Raw genomic sequence first — 18,237 nt, forward strand, 5'->3', positions numbered from 1 at the left:
TGTAACCGCTGTCTACGCGTCGACACCTGAGAACTGACTCGTCGGAGACTCAACAACCCATGCTGCGGCAGGGGTTGACGTCACCGATTGGTCTATGCCAGTTTCATCCCCGCATCGAGAGGTGAGCTGTCCAGTGGGCTTCACTGGTCAGGTGGTCCGCTGATGTCCTTCAGAGGTGAACCGTGAAGCTCCGCTTGTTCGCCGGTGTGTCCGCGCTCGTCGTGACCACCGGGCTCAGTGCCTGCAGCAGTTCCTCCGACGCCTCCGACGACGGGAGCACCGCCATCGATGTCTGGCTGATGCGCGACAGCGTGTCGGAGCGGTTCCAGAAGGACTTCGTCAAGAGTTTCCAGGCCGCTCATCCCGACATCAGGGTCAAGGTCCAGATCCAGGAGTGGGACGGCATCGGCGAGAAGGTCACGGCGGCCCTCGCCAGCAGCGACGCACCGGACGTCATCGAGACCGGCAACACCCAGGTCGCCCAGTTCGCCCAGAGCGGGGGCCTGCTCGACCTCAGCGACAAGGTCGGCGAACTCGGCGGGAAGGACTGGCTCAAGGGCCTCGCCGAGCCCGGGGCCTACGAGGGCAGGCAGTACGGCATCCCGTACTACGCCGCCAACCGCGTCGTCATCTACCGCACCGACCTCTTCGAGAAGGCGGGCGTCGACCCGGCCGCGATCAAGACCCGTGACCAGTGGACCGCCGCCACCGAGAAGCTCGACGCCGGTGACACGCAGGGCATTTACCTGCCCGGCCAGAACTGGTACACCCTCGCGGGCTTCGTCTGGGACGAGGGCGGTGACCTCGCCGTCGAGTCCGGCGGCCGGTGGAAGGGCTCGCTGGACACCCCGGAGGCCGTCCGCGGCATGGAGTTCTACAAGAAGCTGCAGGCGCTCGGTAGGGGGCCCAAGGACTCCGACGAGGCCAGTCCCCCGCAGGCGGACGTGATGGCCAAGGGGAAGGTCGCCCAGATCATCTCGTCCCCGGGCGGCGCCAACACGGTCGTCGAGAACAACCCCGCGCTCAAGGACAAGCTCGGCTTCTTCCCGATCCCGGGGAAGACCGCCGGCACCCCCGGCGCCGTCTTCACCGGCGGCTCCGACCTCGTCATCCCCACGGCCTCCGCCCAACAGGACGCGGCCTACACCTTCGTCAGGGAACTCACCGGCGACACCTGGCAGAAGAAGCTCGCCGTCGCCATGAGCTACGTACCGAACAAGACCACGCTGTCCGACGCGGTCGCCTCCGACCCGGGCGCCTCGGCCATGGCGGTCGGCGCCGCCGAGGGCCACGCCACACCCAACACACCCGGCTGGGCCGCCGTCGAGGCCAAGAACCCGATCAAGGACTACCTGACCGCCGTACTCACCGGGGGCGACGCGCACAAGGAAGCGGCCAAGGCGTCCGAGGCCGTCACCACGGCGATGAACGCCGGCACCTGAGAGGAAGTGTGCCGTGACGGCCGTCCGAGAGCAGACCGCGCCCCATCCCCCGCCGGGCACCGGGCACCCCCGGCGCTCCCCCGGCTCAGGACCGCGCCGCCCGTCCAAGGACGGCGGGCCCGGCGTCTGGCCGTACGTCCTGATCGCACCCGCCGTCCTCGGCACGCTCTATCTGCTCGTCTATCCGCTGGTGCGCGCCGTGGTGATCTCGCTGCAGGACTTCGGTCTGCGGCAACTCATCCTGGGCGACGCCCGGTTCGTGGGGCTCGACAACTACGGGACGCTGCTCGGGGACAGCCGCTTCTGGGAGGTCGTGCGCCGCACCTTCCTCTTCATGGCGGTCGACGTCGTCCTGATCATGGTGCTGTCCACCCTGGTCGCGCTGATGATCGAACGGCTCGGCCGGTTCGGCCGGACCGCGGTCCTCAGCTCACTCGTCCTGGCCTGGGCGATGCCCGTCATCGCGGCGACCACCGTCTTCCAGTGGCTGTTCCACTCGGAGTTCGGCATCGTCAACGCGGTCCTGAAGGACCTGGGGTTCGCGTCCTTCGACCGCTACGCCTGGTTCGCGCACGGACCGGCCGCCTTCGCCATCCTGGTCGCCCTCGTCGTGTGGCAGTCCGTGCCGTTCGCGGCGATCACCCTGTACTCGGCCCTCACCACCGTCCCCGTCGAGCTGTACGAGTCGGCGCGGCTCGACGGGGCGTCGGGGACGCGGATCTTCTGGTCCCTCACCTTCCCGGTGGTACGGCCGATCTTCCTGCTGGTGTGTTCGCTCGAAGTGATCTGGACGTTCAAGGCGTTCGTCCAGATCTGGGTGATGACCAACGGCGGTCCGGGTGACGCGACCACGATCCTGCCCGTGTACGCGGTGCAGACCGCCCTGTCGAGCCAGCGGTACGACCTCGGGTCGGCGGCCTCCATGGTGACCGTCGTGCTGATGTCGGGCGTGCTGGTCCTCTACTTCCGTCAGATGTTCCGCCAGGAGGACGAGCTCGCATGAGCACGACCCGCCCCCGTATGCGCCGCGTCCCTCTCAACGCCGCCGCCGTCGTCACGGTCGCGCTCTGTCTGTTCCCGGTCTACTGGATGGTCGCGACCGCGTTCACCCCGGCCCGCGACATCCAGTCCGTCAGTCCCCGGCTCGTCCCGCGGACCTGGACGCTCGACCACTTCCGCACCGCTGTCGGCGCCGACGGCTTCGGCCTGTTCTGGCGCAACAGCCTCCTGGTCACGCTGAGCGCAGTCCTGCTCTCCCTCGTCGTCGCGCTCGGCTCCGCCTACGCGGTCGCGCGGATGAGGTGGAGGGGGCGCCGGCAGTTCATGCTCATGGTCTTCATCGCCCAGATGGCGCCCTGGGAGTCACTGATCATCCCGGTCTACATCATCTCGCGGGACACCGGCATGCTGGACCGGCTGCCGACCCTGACCCTCGTCTACTTCATGATGACCCTGCCCTTCACGGTCATCGTCCTGCGCGGCTTCATCGGCACGATCCCGCCCGAGCTGGAGGAGTCCGCTCAGGTCGACGGCTGCACGCGGCTCGGCGCGTTCCGGCACGTCGCGTTCCCGCTGCTGGCACCGGGTCTCATGGCCACCTCGCTCTTCGGCTACATCACCGCCTGGAACGAGTTCGCCTACGCCAACTTCCTCATCATCAAACAGCAGGACAACCGCACCCTGCCCGTGTGGCTGTCCTCCTTCCAGAACGTCTTCGGCACCGACTGGGGCGCCACCATGGCCGCCTCGACCCTCTTCGCGGCCCCGGCACTCGTGGTGTTCCTGCTGCTCCAACGCCATGTCACGTCCGGTTTCGCCGCGGGCGCGGTCAAGGGCTGACCCCTGCCGTTCGCCCCCGCGCCCCCGCCCCCGCCCTGCGCTCCTCGTCCTGTGCTCCCCGTGCACTCCCTCCGGAGGCGATCCGTGCCCGCACAGCCACCCCCACCCACTCTCATCCCCCGGCCGACCGAGGTCGCGCTCCGGCCAGGACACTTCACCCTCGACGCGGACACAACCCTGCGGATCGGCGAAGGCGCCGAACCGGCCGCCGAACTGCTGCGCACCCTGCTGGCCCCCGCCACCGGCCTGCCCCTGCGTCCCTCCCCCGCGGGGCAGTTCACCCTGGCACTCGGCCCCGGCCCCGGCGGGCCGGGCGACTTCGGCGGCCTGGGCGAAGAGGGGTACGTACTCACCGTCGACCCGCACGCCGTGCTGCTGCGGGCCGCGCACCCCACCGGCCTGCTCCGCGGCATCCAGACGGTCCGTCAACTCCTGCCCCCGGCCGCCCTGTCGGCGGACCCGCAGCGCGTCACCCGGTGGCCGCTGCCGTGCGCCGACATCACCGACGTCCCCCGCCACCCCTGGCGCGGCGCGATGCTGGACGTGGCACGCCACTTCCAGCCGGTCTCCTATCTGCGCCGGTACGTCGACCTGCTCGCCCTGCACAAGATCAGCGTCTTTCATCTCCACCTCACGGACGACCAGGGCTGGCGCATGCCGGTCGCCGCCCGTCCCCAGCTCACCGAGATCGGCGGCCACCGCGCCGAGTCCCAGCGGGGTCCGGCCGGCAGCGGGGTGTACGACGGAATCCCGCACGGTGGGGCGTACACGACAGGCGAACTGACCGGCCTGGTCCGGTACGCCGCCGCGCGGGGCGTCACCGTCGTGCCGGAGATAGAGATGCCGGGTCATGTACGTGCCGCACTCGCCGCTTGTCCCTCCCTGGGCAACCACCCCGGGCGCACCCTCGGCGTGTGGACGCGCTGGGGTGTGTGCGACACCGTCCTCGGTGTCCACGACGAGGTCCTCGACTTCTGCCGCGGTGTCCTCGACGAGGTCATGGACGTCTTCCCCTCGCCGTACATCCACCTCGGCGGCGAGGAGTGCCCGACCCACGAGTGGACGCACAGCGCCGCCGCACGTGAACGGGTGGCGGCGGAGGGCCTGCCGGGTCCCGAGGCACTGCACGGCTGGTTCCTCGGGAAGATCGGCGAGCATGTCGTCAAGAACGGGCGCAGACCGGTCGGCTGGGCCGAGACCGGCGCCGAACTGCCCCCCGAGTTCACCGTGATGACCTGGCGCGATCCGGCCCACACCCTGACGGCGGCCCGCCGCGGCCACTCGGTGATCAACGCGCATCACCGGGCCACCTATCTCGACTACGCCCAGTCCGACGGCCCGGACGAGCCGCCCGCCCAGCCCGGAGCCGTGGTCGATCTGCGGGCCGTCCACGCCCACGACCCGGTGCCCGAGAAGGCGGACGCCGAGGCCGCCGGGCGGGTGCTCGGCACGCAGGCCCAGCTGTGGACCGAGTTCGTCAGGACGCCCGCACACATCGAATACCTCACCTATCCACGGCTGTGTGCCCTCGCGGAGCGCGGCTGGAGCGGCGCCACCGACTGGTCCGACTTCCGGTCCCGGATCGACGGACACACGGCCCGGCTCGACGCACTCGGCGTCCCCCACCACCCCTGACCTCACCCCCCACCGGCCTCACCCCCTACTGGAGAGGAACCACCATGAGATTCGCGAAGAACCGGCTGCGCGCCACCGCACACACCGCCGTCGCGGTGGCCCTGGGCGCCGCCGCGCTCACCGCACTCCCGGCCACCGCGAGCGCGGCTGCCGACGGACTCAGCGTCCAGTACCGTACGAGCGCGACCGGAGCGGGCGCCGACCAGTCCGAGCCGTGGCTCAAGGTGAAGAACACCGGTACCGCGACCGTGCAGTTGAGCAGCGTCAAGGTCCGGTACTACTTCAAGGCCGACTCCGCGAGCGCGAACTACCGCTTCGCCTGCTCCTGGGCCGTCAAGGGCTGCGCCAACGTCACGGGGACGTTCGGCACGCTCGCCAACCCGACCGCCACGGCCGACCGCTATCTGGAGATCGGCTTCACCTCGGGGGCCGGCTCGCTCGCCCCGGGCGCCGACACCGGCGATCTTCAACTGCGCTTCTACCAGTCGTCATGGGCGTCGCTCGACCAGAGCGACGACTACTCCTTCGGCGCCTCCCAGACGTCGTACGGCGACTGGTCCAAGGTGACCGCGCAGCTGGGCGGCACCACCGTGTGGGGCCAGGCACCCGCGGGCAACGGGCCGACGGATCCGCCCACCGACCCGCCGACCGATCCCCCGGCCGACGCCGCCACGCTGTTCGACGACTTCAACTACAGCGGCTACAGCGATCCGCGGATCTCGGCGAACGGCTGGAACGTACGCTCCAACTCCGGTGGCCCCGGGGTGCCGGGCGCCACCTGGGCTCCCGACAAGGTCACCTTCGCCACCACGGGCGGCAACTCCGTCATGAACCTGGAGACCTCGACCGCCGGCACCGCGGCGAGCACCAAGCAGACGGAGATCCTCACCAAGGCGACGAAGTTCAAGAACGGCACCTACGCGGCCCGGGTCCGGTTCAACGACGCGCCCAAGTACGGTCCGGACGGCGACCGCCTCGTCCAGACGTTCTTCACCATCAACGACCTCAAGGCACCGCTGGCGGACGACTACTCCGAGTACGACTTCGAGTACCTGCCCAACGGCGGCTGGGGCGAGCCGTCCAACATCCTCTACACGACGTCCTGGGAGACCTACCAGGCCGAGCCGTGGGTGGCGGTCAACGAGCACACCGAGGCGAGGCGGAGCTTCAGCGGCTGGCACGACCTGGTGCTGACCATCGACAACAACAGCATCAAGTACTACATCGACGGACAGCTCTTCGGTACGCACGGCTCCGCGTACCTGCCGGAGCGGCCCATGTCGATCAACTTCAACCAGTGGCTGATCGACCTCGCGGGTCAGACCAGCACCACCGCGCGGGCGTACGACCAGCAGGTCGACTACGTCCTGCACGTGAAGGACCAGGTCCTCACACCGGCGCAGGTCACCACGAGGCTGAACGCCTACCGCAGCGCGGGCACCACCTTCCAGGACACCGTGCCCGGCAGCTGACAGCCCCTCTCCGCGCGCCCGTGGTCAGAAGCCGACGTCCGCCGGCCGGTAGGCAGGCGGACGTCGGACCCCACTGGCCTGCTCGTAGGCGTGGGCGAGCCGGAGCAGGACCGGTTCGCTCCACGCCGTGCCCATGAACGTCAGCCCGACGGGCAGGCCGAACGCGAAGCCGGCCGGGACGCTGACGGCGGGGTATCCCGCGAGCGCGGCGGGTGTCGAGGCCCCTCCGCCGTAGCTGTCCCCGCGGATCAGGTCGATCTTCGCGGGCGGCCCGGTGGTGGGCATCACCAGTGCGTCCAGGCGGTACCGGCGCAGCGCCGCGTCGATGCCCTCGGCGCGTGAGAGGCGGTGGTTGGTGGCCAGCGCCTGTCGGTACTCGCGTTCGCCGAAGTCCAGTGCGTGCACGGCCTCCAGGCCGTCCTGTCGCACATAGCGCAGCTCGCGGTCGGCGTGTTCGCGGTTGAACGCGATCAACTCCGCGAGGTCCCGCGGGTGGTCACCGGGGGCGGCGGCCAGGTAGCCGTTGAGGGCGCGCTTGACCTCGTACGCCTGGACGATCATCGAGCTGGGCAGGTCCTCCAGTCGCTCGGCGGTCGGGATGTCGGCCGGGTCGACCACGGTCGCCCCGGCCTCGCGCAGGGTGGCGATCGCGCGTTCCGCGATGTCGTCGGCGTGGTGGCTGTAGCCGAAGTACACCGTGCGCGGTACGCCGATCCGTGCTCCCTTGAGCCCGTCGTCGTCGAGGAAGCGAGTGTAGTCGCGGTGGAAGTGGCCGCGGCTCGCCCTGGTCGCCGGATCACGGTCGTCGACCCCGACGAGGACGCCGAGGAGGATCGCGGCGTCGCGGACCGTGCGGGCGATCGGGCCGACGCTGTCCTGGCTCGGCACGCCGGGGATCACCCCGCCGCGGCCCACCAGACCGACGGTGGGCTTCACCCCGACCACGCAGTTGGCCGAGGAGGGGTCGATGATGGAGCCGTTGGTCTCGGTGCCGATCGCGGCGGCACACAGGCCGGCCGCGGCGGCGACCGCGCTCCCGGAGCTCGACTCGTTCGGTGACCGGTCCAGCTTGTAGGGGTTGCGGGTCTGCCCGCCGCGGGCGCTCCAGCCCGCGTGGTGGGTCAGTGACATGCCGCCCGCCCACTCGCTGAGGTTGGTCTTGCCGAGGATGACCGCACCGGCCGCGCGCAGTCTGGCCGCGACCGTGGCGTCGGCCGCCGGACGCAGGCCCCGCAGGGCGAGCGACCCGGCCGTGGTGTGCATCCGGTCCGCGGTCTCCACCAGGTCCTTGAGCAGCACGGGCATACCGTGCAGGGGTTTGCCGGGGTCGCCCTCGGCGTCCAGGCGCCGGGCCTCCCGCAGGGCGTCGGGGTTCACCTCGATCACGGAGTGCAGGAACGGGTCGACACGTTCGACGCGTTCCAGGTAGTGGCGGGTGAGCCGTTCGGCGTCGAGCCGTCCGTCAGCCATCCGTCGGCGCAGTTCGGTGATGTCCAGCTCGTGCGGTGCCGGGGCCGGCGCGTGGCGCGTGCCGCTCGCGGTACGGGCCTGGGCCGCGGTCCCGCCGAGCAGGGGTGTGGCGGCCACGGCGGTGCCCAGTGCGAGCACGGTGCGGCGGGGTGTGTCGGTCCGGTCCGTTCGGTGCGGCTCCTGGGACGTCATGCACCAGAACGGTAGAGACGCGGCGGGCGTTTCTCGCTCCGGCTGTCCCCCGCTTCCGTGCTGCGAGCAGCCCCCTGCGGCGGCGGGGGACAGCCGGAGGGTCGGAAAGACCTTCCGGTGCGTTCAGGACGGCCGTGAGCGGAAGGTGCGGCGGTAGGTGTCCGGCGGTACGCCGAGCGTGTGGTTGAAGTGGCGGCGCAGCGTCGTGGCCGTACCCATGCCGGTGGCCTCCGCGACGGCCTCGACACCGCTGTCGGTGGTCTCCAGCAACTCCTGGGCGCGGCGGATGCGTTGGGACAGGAGCCACTGCAGCGGGGTGGTGCCGGTCGCCGCTCTGAAGTGACGGCCGAGATGGCGTGCGCTCATCCCTGCCCGGCGTGCCAGGTCGTCCACGGTCAGCGGCTGGTCGAGGCGTTCGATCACCCAGGGCAGCAGGGCGGCGAGCGGGTGGTCGTCGCGGGCGGGTACGGGCGCGGCGACGAACTGGGCCTGGCCGCCGGCCCGGTGCGGCGGTACGACCAGGCGGCGGGCCACCGCGTTGGCGACGGCCGAACCGTGGTCGCGGCGGACGAGGTGGAGGCACAGGTCCATCGCGGCGGCCTTGCCGGCGGAGGTGAGCACGCTGCCGTTGTCCACGTAGAGCACGTCCGGGTCGACCTGTACGCGGGGGTGGCGGGCGGCGAGTACGTCGGTGTGCGCCCAGTGCGTGGTGGCGCGCCTGCCGTCCAGCAGTCCGGCGGCGGCCAGCACGAAGGCGCCCGTGCACAGGGAAGCCACCCGTGCGCCCGCCTCGTGGGCCGCGCGCACCGCGTCGACCAGTTCGCCGGGCGGGTCCTCGTCGACGTCGGCCCAGGCCGGAACGAGGACCGTGTCGGCGTGCGGCAGCCGGTCGAGCCCGTGGTCGGGCTCCAGCCGGAACCGGCCGACCCGTACGGCGGCGGACCCGCAGACCTCGACGTCGTACCAGGGGACGTCCACTCCCGCCGGGGCGCTGCCGAACACCTCGCAGGCCACGGACAGTTCGAAGTGCAGCATCCCCTCGGTGGCGACCACCGCGACAGAACCCATGTCCGTAATTGTACGGGGCATGTCGTTCCGGACACTCACGAGCGGACACCCGCACCGGCCAGGATGATCACAGCGGATCCGGACAACGGATCCCGATGGGCCTTCTAGTACGGGGAGCAGTCATGAAACCGGGTTCGGGGCACAGGGTGACGGTGTTCGGCGCGTACGGGCACACCGGGCGGTTCGTGGTGGCGGAGCTGCTGAGGCGCGGGTTCGTCCCGGTCCTCTCCGGCCGCGACGCGGACAAGCTGCGGGCGCTGGCGGCAGCCCGTCCCGGGCCGGACGTCCGGCCCGCGTCGGTGGACGATCCGGCCGCGCTCGACCGCGCCCTGGCCGGTGCGGCGGCGGTGGTCAACTGCGCCGGGCCGTTCACCACCACGGCCGCTCCCGTGATCGAGGCGGCCCTGCGCGCCGGGATCCCGTACGTCGACGTGGCGGCCGAGATCGAGGCGAACGCCGACACGCTCGCGCACTTCGACGACCGCGCCCGCGCCGCCGGCACCGTGGTCGTGCCCGCGATGGCCTTCTTCGGCGGACTCGGCGATCTGCTGGTCACCGCGGCCATGGGTGACTGGACCGGGGCCGACGAGGCACACATCGCCTACGGGCTGAGCGGCTGGCACCCCACCACCGGGACGCGTGTCGCGGGCGCCGCCGTGCAGGCGCGGCGCGAGGGACGGCGCGTGCGCCACCGGCGGGGGCGCCTCGAGTACCACCGCGACGACCTGCCCACCCTCGACTGGCACTTTCCCGCTCCGTTGGGCACGCGGGCCGTCATCGGGGAGTTCACGATGGCCGATGTCGTCACCGTCCCCAGCCATCTGGCCATCCCCGAGGTGCGCACCTACATGACCACGGAGGCGGCCGGTGACCTGGCGGCCCCGGACACTCCGGCGCCCACCGCCGTCGACAGCGGCGGGCGGTCCGCGCAGACCTTCCTCGTCGATGTCCTCGTACGGTCCGGCGGCACCGAGCGCCGTGCCACCGCCGCGGGGCAGGACATCTACGCCGTCACCGCGCCCCTCGCCGTGGAGGCCGTCCGGCGCGTCCTGGACGGACGGACCGGCAGGACGGGTGTCGCCTTCGCAGGTGCTGTCTTCGACGCCCCCGACTTCCTCGACGCGCTCGCCCCGCACATCACGTACACGACGACGAAGTAGCCTCCGGCGACGGAGCTTCGGGCGGCAACTACCCACCGGCGTACAGCGATTGCTTCTATGCATAGGGTGTGGGCTGCGACAGCCGCCCGCGCAGGTGCGGCGGTCACGCACGAGAACGCAGTCGAGGGGAAAACCGCCGTCCGATGAACCAGATCCTGTTTGCCGGGGCCATAGGCCTGTTCCTGACACTCGGCGGCACACCACTGCTGATCAAGCTGCTGGCCCGCAAGGGCTACGGCCAGTTCATCCGTGACGACGGACCCCGCGGGCATCACGGCAAGCGCGGCACGCCCACCATGGGCGGCATCGCCTTCATCCTGGCCACCCTCGCCGCGTACGCCCTGACCAAGGTCATCACCGGTGAGCCGCCGACGTTCCCCGGTGTGCTGGTGCTGTTCCTGATGGCGGGCATGGGTGTCGTCGGGTTCCTCGACGACTACATCAAGATCGTGAAGCGGCGTTCGCTGGGACTGCGGGCCGGTGCCAAGATGGCGGGCCAGCTGATCGTCGGCATCCTGTTCGCCGTCCTGGCGATCCGGTTCGCCGACGACCGCGGACTGACACCCGCCTCGCTGAAGCTGTCGTTCGTGACCGATTTCGGCTGGACCATCGGCCCGGTGCTGTTCGTCGTATGGGCCCTGTTCATGATCCTGGCCATGTCCAACGGCGTGAACCTGACGGACGGCCTGGACGGACTGGCCACCGGTGCCTCGGCGATGGTCCTCGCCGGTTACACCTTCATCGGGCTGTGGCAGTTCCAGAACTCGTGTGCCAACGCGATGAACCTCACCGATCCCGGCTCCTGCATCGAGGTGCGCGATCCGCTCGACCTGGCCGTCGTCGCCTCCGCGCTGATGGGTGCCTGTATCGGGTTCCTCTGGTGGAACACGTCACCCGCCAAGATCTTCATGGGTGACACCGGTTCGCTCGCCCTCGGCGGGGCGCTTGCGGGGCTCGCCATCTGCTCGCGCACCCAACTGCTGCTCGCCCTGCTGGGCGGGCTCTTCGTGCTGATCACCCTGTCCGTGGTCATCCAGGTGGGCTCGTTCAAGCTGACCGGCAAGCGGGTCTTCAAGATGGCCCCGCTGCAGCACCACTTCGAACTCAAGGGCTGGTCCGAGGTGCTGGTCGTGGTCCGTTTCTGGACCATCCAGGGGATCTGCGTCATCCTCGGGATCGGCGTGTTCTACGCGGGCTGGGTGGCGGGCTGAGGACCCGCCTCGTCCGAGGGGGGCCGGCGCCTATTTCACATGCCCGGTGAACACGGCGGTCTCCGATTCGTAGTCGGGCGCGACCTCCACCTGTAAGTACTCCTGGTCCTTGGGGAGTTCGCAGGCCCAGACGACGGAGAGGGAGCGGCCGGCGAGAACGCGGGTCTCGGGGAGCCCGTCGAGCCCTTCGTCGAAGATGGCGTCCCCTTCCTTGCCCTCGTCGCCGTAGGCGCAGTTGACGCTGAGTTCGTCGGCGCTGACGCCGGCGTCGGAATCGTTCACGATCTTGATGGTGAACTTGGCGTACGGCGTGTTCGCCGGGGACGCGTAGTCGCCGGACACGCCCCGCGAGAACTTCGACAGGCTCACTTCCACGTCGTTCTCGTAGGAGACCGCCTCGGTGAGGCCGTGGACGCCGTCGCCGGACTCCTCGGCGACCGGTTCGGTGTCGTGGCCGGCCGCGGCGGGCGCGTCGTCGGCCGGCGCGACCTCGGTGACCGTGACGGTCGGGCCCGGTGTGGCCGCGCCGTCACGGCTGCCGCTCACCGCGATGCCCGTGGCGACCACGGCGACGACGACGGCAGCCGCGGAGCCGATGACGACCGCGTTCGAGGGGTTCCTCTTCACCGGTGGCGGGGACTCGGGCGGGCGCGGGGATTCCGGCATGAGTGGCGGTGTCGAGTCGTGGCCCATGTGTCCCCCTGTGTGGTGCTGCCGAGGCATGCATCATGACGTTGCGAGCGGGACTTGTGGACCCTCTGTGGCCAAATAGTTCCCCTGGTGCCACTCCCCCCTGGCGCGCCGGCGCTGTCCGATTCCCGCGCCGGCCGGCCGGGCGTGGGCGTCGGTTCAGGACCCCGCCAGCCGGCGTGCCAGGTACGGTGCCGTCGCGCTGCGGCGTGCTTTCGCCACCTTCGCGGGTGGGCCTTCGGCGATCACGCGCCCGCCCGCGTCCCCGCCGCCGGGGCCCAGGTCGATGATCCAGTCGGCGGTGGCGATCGTGTCCAGGTCGTGTTCGACCAGGACGACCGTGCTGCCCGCGTCGACGAGCCGGTGCAACTGGCGCAGCAGCAGCGCGACATCGGCGGGGTGGAGTCCGGCCGTCGGCTCGTCGAGGAGGTAGAGGGTGTGTCCGCGACGGGCCCGCTGCAACTCCGTGGACAGTTTGATGCGCTGGGCCTCACCGCCGCTCAGCTCCGTCGCGGGCTGCCCCAGCCTCAGGTATCCCAGCCCCACCTCCCGCAGCGTCTCCAGGCTCCGTGCGGCGGCCGGGAGTTCGGCGAGAAATCCGGCGGCCTCGTCCACGGGCATGGCCAGGACATCGGCGATGTTCCTGCCCCGGTAGGTGACTTCGAGCGTCTCGGGGTCGTAGCGGGCGCCGTGGCAGGCGGGGCACGGCGCGTACGTACCGGGCAGGAACAGCAGCTCGACCTCGATGAACCCCTCGCCCTGGCAGGTCTCGCAGCGGCCGTCCGCGACGTTGAAGGAGAACCGCCCCGCCGAGTACCCGCGCTTCCGTGCCTCGTCGGTCGCCGCGTACAGCTTGCGGACCGCGTCGAACATGCCCGTGTACGTCGCCAGGTTGGAGCGGGGCGTCCGGCCGATGGGCCGTTGGTCGACCCGTACCAGCCGGTCGAAGGAGTCGAGTCCCGCCGCGCCCCGCAGGTCGACCTCCAGCTCGGCGTCCTCCCCGTCACTGCCGTTCTCGTCCGGGTCCAGGCCCAGGTGGCCGCGTACGACCTCGGCGAGCACCTGGGTCACCAGGGTGGACTTCCCGGATCCGGACACCCCGGTCACCGCTGTCAGCACCCGCAGCGGGATGTCCACCGAGACGTCCCGCAGGTTGTGCCGGGAGACGCCGCTCAGGCGCAGCCGGCCCCGCGGCTCGCGCGGGCGGTGCTCGACCGGCGCGGCGTGCCCGAACAGCCAGCGGCCGGTGGCGGACTCCGCGACCGCTTCCAGGCCGGGCACCGGGCCGCTGTAGAGGACCCGTCCGCCGCCCTCGCCCGCCGCCGGGCCGATGTCCACCACCCAGTCCGCCCGTCGCACGACGTCCATGTCGTGCTCCACGACGAAGAGGGAGTTGCCCGACGACTTGAGCCGGTCCAGCACGTCGAGCAGGGGCTCCGCGTCCGCCGGGTGCAGCCCGGCGGAGGGTTCGTCGAGGACGTAGACGACACCGAACAGTCCGGAACGGAGCTGGGTGGCGATGCGCAGCCGTTGCGCCTCGCCGGGCGACAGGGTCGTCGAGCGGCGCCCCAGACCGAGATAGCCGAGGCCGAGCCCGAGCAGCACCTCGATCCGGGCGACCAGGTCCGCGCAGATCCGTACCGCGACCTCGTTCGTCTCGTCCGCCAGGTCCGTGGTGGTGGCCGCCCCGGCGCCGGGCAGCTCCGCGACGGGCCGCAGCAGGGCGGCCACCTCGGTGAGGGGCAGCGCGTTGACCTCGGCGATGGAGTGCCCGGCGAAGGTCACGGCCAGGGCGTCGGGCCGCAGTCCGCTGCCCTCGCACTCGGGGCAGGGCACACTCCGTACGAAGCGCATCGCCCGTTCCCGCATCCGTTCGCTCTTGGAGTCGGCGAGGACATGCATGACATGAGCCCGCGCACTCCAGAACTTGCCGTGGTAGCCGTAGTCGATCCGGTCGGCCTCGGGCTCGATCAGCACGGACGGCTGCTCGTCGGTGTAGAGCAGCCAGTCCCGGTCCTTCTTCCTGAGCCTGCGCCACGGTCTGTCGATGTCGATGCCCAGACCGCTCACGACGCTGCGCAGATTGGCGCCCTGCCAGGCGCCGGGCCAGGCGGCGATGGCACCGTCGCGGATGCTCAGGGAGGGGTCCGGTACGAGCAGGTCCTCGGCCACGTCGACGACGGCCCCCAGCCCGTGGCAGCGCGTACAGGCACCGGCGGCGGTGTTGGGTGAGAACGCCTCGGCGGGGAGCCGCGGGGCGCCGGGGGGAGGGGTGCCCGCGCGGGAGTACAGGATGCGCAGCAGGTTGCTCAGCGTGGTGAGGGTGCCGACCGTGGAGCGCGAACTGGGGGCGCCGTGCCGCTGCTGGAGGGCGACGGCCGGCGGCAGCCCGGAGATCTCCTGGACGTGCGGGGCACCGACCTGCTGGAGCAGCCGTCGGGCATAGGGTGCGACGGATTCGAAGTACCGCCGCTGGGCCTCGGCGTAGAGCGTGCCGAAGGCCAGCGAGGACTTGCCCGAGCCGGAGATCCCGGTGAAGGCGACCATGGCGTCGCGGGGAACATCCACGTCGACGTTCTTGAGATTGTGCTCGGCGGCACCTCTGACATGGACGAACGGGTCGGACGCGGCACGCTCCACAACCCCTCCTCGGATGGGCGGCCCCCCATCCAGCCTGACCCGCCCGCCCCACTTCGGCACCTCGGGCCCGGGGCAGAGGGGCGAGGAGTCACCGGATGTCGCGAGGAATCACGGAGAGACGGCGTAGGCGGCCATGAACATGTCGAGCAGGCCGTCGATCGCCGCTTCGTCGACGGGACGGGTGGACAGCAGCCCTCGGTAGTAAAGGGCCCCGCACAACACCTCGGCGGGGTAGGTCAGGTCGGTGTCGGCGACGAGTTCGCCGGCCCGCTGGGCGCTGGTGAGGCGGTCCAGGGTGCGCTGTTCGATCACGGCGAGGAACTGCCGGTAGAGCCGTTCGCGCAGCGCGTCGTCGTCCTGGGACGCGATGATGACGGCGCGGTAGACGGGCCAGATGGCGGGGCTCAGCAGGGCGGCACTGGAGCGGACGAACTGCTCGCGCAGGTCGGCGCGGACGTCGCCGGTGTCCCGGTAGTCGAGGTCGGGGCCGAGGGTGCGGTGCAGTGCGTCAAGGAGCAGCTCGGACTTCGTCGGCCAGCGTCGGTAGATGGTGTGCTTCCCGACGCCGGCCCGGCGCGCGACCGCGGCGATCGTCAGGTCCGAGTAGCGGACCTCCGAGGCCAGTTCGAAGGTGACCCGCAGCAGCTCCTCGGTGCGCACCGCGCCACGGCGGCGGGGCTCGGCGGCGTCGTCGGTGGTCATGCGCCGACTCTATCGGCACAACCAGTGCCGTTGACAGCCGGAATCCGACCGGGCACTCTGGACCCCGTCATCGGCACGGGGGGTGCCGATGGAGTGCGTCACTCCGGCCGCCCCGAGAATCCGCAGCCGCAGGGCCCCGCACCCGTCGAACCCGCATCCGGAGATCCATGAGGAGAAGCACATTGCAGATCACCGCGTCCACCGTCTCGCTCACCGTCGACGACGTCGCCGCGTCCCAGCGGTTCTTCACCACCCACCTCGGCTATGCCGAACGGGCCGCCGCCGACGGATTCGCCTCCCTGGCGCGCGAGGACGCCGCGATGGACATCGTCCTGCTCGCCCGTGGCACCGAAGTGCTCCCGGCCGACCAGCGGGACCAGCACGCCCGGGGCCTGATCCTCGCCTTCACCACCACCGGCATCGAGGACGAGGAGAAGCGGCTGCGCGCCGAGGGGGTCGAGGTCACCATGCCGCTGTGCGAGGAGCCGTGGGGTGAGCGCCTCTTCCAGGTCACCGACCCCAACGGTGTGATCGTCCAGTTCGTCGAGTGGGCCGAGCACGGGTCGGGGTCCTCTTGATCCAGTCATCCGGCGACCAGTCGTCCAGCGGCCGGGCCTCCAGCGCCCGGCCCTCCAGGACCCGGGCAGGCAACACCCAGGTATCGATCGAAGAGCACGCGGTGGCGGACAGCGCGGCCGGACCCTACGCGCTCACCACGGGGCCGGACGGTGCGCTGTGGTTCACCCTCGTCCACCAGGGCGGGATCGGCCGGATGGTCCCCGGTGGGGAGCCGACGATCCACCGGCTCGACCCCTCCTGCGGGCCGACCGTCATCACCCCCGGTCCGGACGGCGCGCTGTGGTTCACCGAGTACCGGGCGGACCGGATCGGCCGGATCACCACGGACGGCGCCGTCGACGAGTTCGGCGTGCCCACCCCGGGCTGCGGACCGTTCGGCATCGCGGCGGGACCCGACGGCACCCTGTGGTTCACCGAGACGGCCGCCGACCGCATCGGCCGGATCACTGTCGACGGCCGCGTCACCGAGTTCCCGCTGCCCGTCACCGGTGCGTTTCCCTCGGCGATCACCACGGGGGACGACGGCGGGATGTGGTTCACGCTCAACCAGGCCAACGCCATCGGGCGGATCGGCATGGACGGCGCGATCACCCTCCATCCCCTGCCGACCGAGTCGGCGGCGCCGGTCGGGATCGCCGCCGGCCGTGACGGAGCGCTGTGGTTCGTCGAGATCGCCGCCGGGCAGATCGCACGGATCACTCCTGACGGACGCATCACCGAGTTCCCGCTGCCCGACCGCACCGCCCGGCCGCACGCCGTCACCGTCGACGGGAACGGCGCCGCCTGGTTCACCGAATGGGGAGGCAACCGCGTCGGCAGGATCACCCCCGACGGCTCCCTCAGCCTCCACGACCTGCCCACTCCCCACTCCGAACCGCACGGCATCGCCGTCGGTCCCGACGGCGCCCTGTGGACCGCGCTGGAGATCGGCGTACTCGCCCGCGTCGTCCCGGCGGACAACCCCCCTGACCGAACCGCTTCCCGCACCCCGGCAACAGCGGTCGCCCGTACGGCGGCCGGAGAGGAACTGCCATGAAATACGCACTCGTGATCTTCGAAACGGACGAGTCACGCCGCCGGATCCGGGCCGACCGAGCCACGTACCGCAAGGAGTACGAAGGCTGGATCGGCGGCCTCGCCGCAGCCGGGAAGCTGGTCGGGGGCGAGGCCCTGGAGACCGAACACATCATTCCCGCGACGGTGCGCACCACGGCCGACGGGTCGACGACGGTGACCGAAGGGCCCGCGCGGACCGGCGAGGAGACCCTCGGCGGCTGGTTCGTCGTCGAGGTGGCCGACCGTGCGGAAGCCGTCGAACTGGCCAGGAGCCTCCCCACCCCGGAGACCGTCGAGATCCGCCCGATCCTCGAATCCGCCTGACCACCACGGGCCGGCCACCACGGGACATGGGCCCGATGGCACAGCGCCCGGCCCGCGGGCGAGCCCTGCCGGAACCACACCACGCATGCCCCCGGCAGGGCCCCGCTTGCCCGCCCGGTACCTACTAGGTACCATCCGCGTATGCCGTCCTTGAACATCACCTACAGCGACGAGGAGATGCAGGAACTGCGAGCCGCAGCCGCAGCCGCAGGCACCTCCCTCAAGCAGTACGTCCACGACCTCTCCCTGCGTGAACGCCAGCGCCAGCAGTTCGTGCGCTACGCCGTCTCGTGGGGCGAGCTGCGGCGCGCCGAGTTCGACGAGGCGTTCCCGGACGAGATCCCGCCGGCCGGCCGCCACCAGGGAGCCGAAGCCGCCTGATGCTCCATGTCGACATCGCGTGGCTGCTCGACATCCAGGAGCAGGCCGTCCCCGAGGACGTGACGGTCGGGGACTACTCCGCCCTGGTGGCCGCGGTCGCCCGTCACAAGACCCGTATCCCGCGCCCCGGGCTGGCCACCCCGGACGCGTCCTGGCGGGCGGCGGCGCTCCTGCACACGATCGTCCGGCTGGAGCCCCTGCCGTACCGGAACTCCCTGTACGCCTGCCAGGTCGCCGTCGCCTACATGCACACCTCCGCCGAGGGCATCGATCCGCCCTACGGGGCGCTGGTGGAGCTGGTGCGTGACATACAGGCCCGCAAGGCCACGGTCTACCAGGCCGCCGACCGGATCCGTACCTGGCGCATCTGACGCCG

17 protein-coding genes are annotated in these 18,237 nt (G+C 71.0%); 12 read left to right on the top strand and 5 right to left on the bottom strand.

Going from position 1 to position 18,237, the window contains the following annotated elements; translation table 11 throughout:
* Positions 1-182 precede the first annotated feature (182 nt).
* The 5 genes from K3769_RS19805 (at position 183) to K3769_RS19825 (ending at position 6,388) form a co-directional block, all read left to right on the top strand.
* Positions 183-1,442: an extracellular solute-binding protein gene (locus K3769_RS19805; protein ID WP_267027739.1), complete on the top strand. Its 1,260-nt coding sequence runs from the start codon at positions 183-185 to the stop codon at positions 1,440-1,442.
* Positions 1,443-1,455: 13 nt separating this feature from the next.
* The gene (locus K3769_RS19810) at positions 1,456-2,445 is read left to right on the top strand and encodes a carbohydrate ABC transporter permease (protein WP_267027740.1); all 990 of its coding nucleotides are present in this window, start codon (positions 1,456-1,458) and stop codon (positions 2,443-2,445) included.
* Positions 2,442-3,281, top strand: a complete 840-nt coding sequence (locus K3769_RS19815) for a carbohydrate ABC transporter permease (protein WP_267027741.1) — start codon at positions 2,442-2,444, stop codon at positions 3,279-3,281. The genes K3769_RS19810 and K3769_RS19815 overlap by 4 nt, the downstream gene beginning before the upstream one ends.
* Positions 3,282-3,365: 84 nt before the next feature.
* Positions 3,366-4,916: a beta-N-acetylhexosaminidase gene (locus K3769_RS19820; RefSeq protein ID WP_267027742.1), complete on the top strand. Its 1,551-nt coding sequence runs from the start codon at positions 3,366-3,368 to the stop codon at positions 4,914-4,916.
* A 44-nt stretch (positions 4,917-4,960) separates the two neighbouring features.
* Complete coding sequence (locus K3769_RS19825; protein ID WP_267027743.1) at positions 4,961-6,388, top strand: cellulose binding domain-containing protein; 1,428 nt, start codon at positions 4,961-4,963, stop codon at positions 6,386-6,388.
* 24 nt (positions 6,389-6,412) lie between these two features.
* Here K3769_RS19825 and K3769_RS19830 read toward each other — a convergent pair whose 3' ends face one another.
* Both K3769_RS19830 and K3769_RS19835 read right to left on the bottom strand, forming a co-directional pair.
* Positions 6,413-8,050 carry an amidase gene (locus K3769_RS19830; RefSeq protein WP_267027744.1) on the bottom strand — a complete coding sequence of 546 codons (1,638 nt, stop codon included), beginning with the start codon at positions 8,048-8,050 and terminating at the stop codon, positions 6,413-6,415.
* A 123-nt stretch (positions 8,051-8,173) separates the two neighbouring features.
* On the bottom strand, positions 8,174-9,118 hold the full coding sequence (locus tag K3769_RS19835) for a helix-turn-helix domain-containing protein (protein ID WP_267027745.1): 945 nt from the start codon (positions 9,116-9,118) through the stop codon (positions 8,174-8,176).
* 122 nt (positions 9,119-9,240) lie between these two features.
* On the opposite strand from K3769_RS19835, the gene K3769_RS19840 reads away from it, so the two are divergent.
* Together K3769_RS19840 and mraY are read left to right on the top strand one after the other, a co-directional pair.
* Positions 9,241-10,278, top strand: coding sequence for a saccharopine dehydrogenase family protein (locus tag K3769_RS19840; protein ID WP_267027746.1), 1,038 nt, complete (start codon positions 9,241-9,243; stop codon positions 10,276-10,278).
* A 143-nt stretch (positions 10,279-10,421) separates the two neighbouring features.
* Positions 10,422-11,489, top strand: a complete 1,068-nt coding sequence (gene mraY / locus K3769_RS19845) for a phospho-N-acetylmuramoyl-pentapeptide-transferase (RefSeq protein ID WP_267027747.1) — start codon at positions 10,422-10,424, stop codon at positions 11,487-11,489.
* A gap of 30 nt (positions 11,490-11,519) precedes the next feature.
* Here mraY and K3769_RS19850 read toward each other — a convergent pair whose 3' ends face one another.
* The 3 genes from K3769_RS19850 to K3769_RS19860 all read right to left on the bottom strand — a co-directional run bounded on the left by K3769_RS19850 (position 11,520) and on the right by K3769_RS19860 (position 15,521).
* Complete coding sequence (locus K3769_RS19850; RefSeq protein ID WP_267027748.1) at positions 11,520-12,155, bottom strand: hypothetical protein; 636 nt, start codon at positions 12,153-12,155, stop codon at positions 11,520-11,522.
* A gap of 183 nt (positions 12,156-12,338) precedes the next feature.
* The gene (uvrA, locus tag K3769_RS19855) at positions 12,339-14,726 is read right to left on the bottom strand and encodes an excinuclease ABC subunit UvrA (RefSeq protein WP_282566858.1); all 2,388 of its coding nucleotides are present in this window, start codon (positions 14,724-14,726) and stop codon (positions 12,339-12,341) included.
* A gap of 201 nt (positions 14,727-14,927) precedes the next feature.
* Positions 14,928-15,521, bottom strand: a complete 594-nt coding sequence (locus K3769_RS19860) for a TetR/AcrR family transcriptional regulator (protein ID WP_267027750.1) — start codon at positions 15,519-15,521, stop codon at positions 14,928-14,930.
* Between the two features lie 182 nt (positions 15,522-15,703).
* Between K3769_RS19860 and K3769_RS19865 the strand changes: the two genes are divergently transcribed.
* From K3769_RS19865 to K3769_RS19885, 5 genes are all read left to right on the top strand, one after another.
* Positions 15,704-16,099, top strand: coding sequence for a VOC family protein (locus tag K3769_RS19865; protein ID WP_267031448.1), 396 nt, complete (start codon positions 15,704-15,706; stop codon positions 16,097-16,099).
* 86 nt (positions 16,100-16,185) lie between these two features.
* A complete protein-coding gene (locus K3769_RS19870; protein WP_267031449.1) occupies positions 16,186-17,136 on the top strand; it encodes a Vgb family protein in 951 nt (316 codons plus the stop codon).
* Positions 17,133-17,480: a YciI family protein gene (locus K3769_RS19875; RefSeq protein WP_267027751.1), complete on the top strand. Its 348-nt coding sequence runs from the start codon at positions 17,133-17,135 to the stop codon at positions 17,478-17,480. Before K3769_RS19870 ends, K3769_RS19875 begins: the two co-directional genes overlap by 4 nt.
* A 141-nt stretch (positions 17,481-17,621) precedes the next feature.
* Positions 17,622-17,861 carry a hypothetical protein gene (locus K3769_RS19880; RefSeq protein WP_189767570.1) on the top strand — a complete coding sequence of 80 codons (240 nt, stop codon included), beginning with the start codon at positions 17,622-17,624 and terminating at the stop codon, positions 17,859-17,861.
* Positions 17,858-18,232 (top strand): toxin Doc, encoded by a 375-nt coding sequence (locus tag K3769_RS19885; RefSeq protein WP_210894310.1) that lies wholly within the window; start codon positions 17,858-17,860, stop codon positions 18,230-18,232. Before K3769_RS19880 ends, K3769_RS19885 begins: the two co-directional genes overlap by 4 nt.
* The last annotated feature ends 5 nt before the right edge of the window (positions 18,233-18,237 follow it).

Origin of the sequence: Streptomyces ortus (assembly GCF_026341275.1) — a bacterium.
In the GTDB taxonomy this organism is placed as follows: Bacteria; Actinomycetota; Actinomycetes; order Streptomycetales; family Streptomycetaceae; genus Streptomyces; species Streptomyces ortus.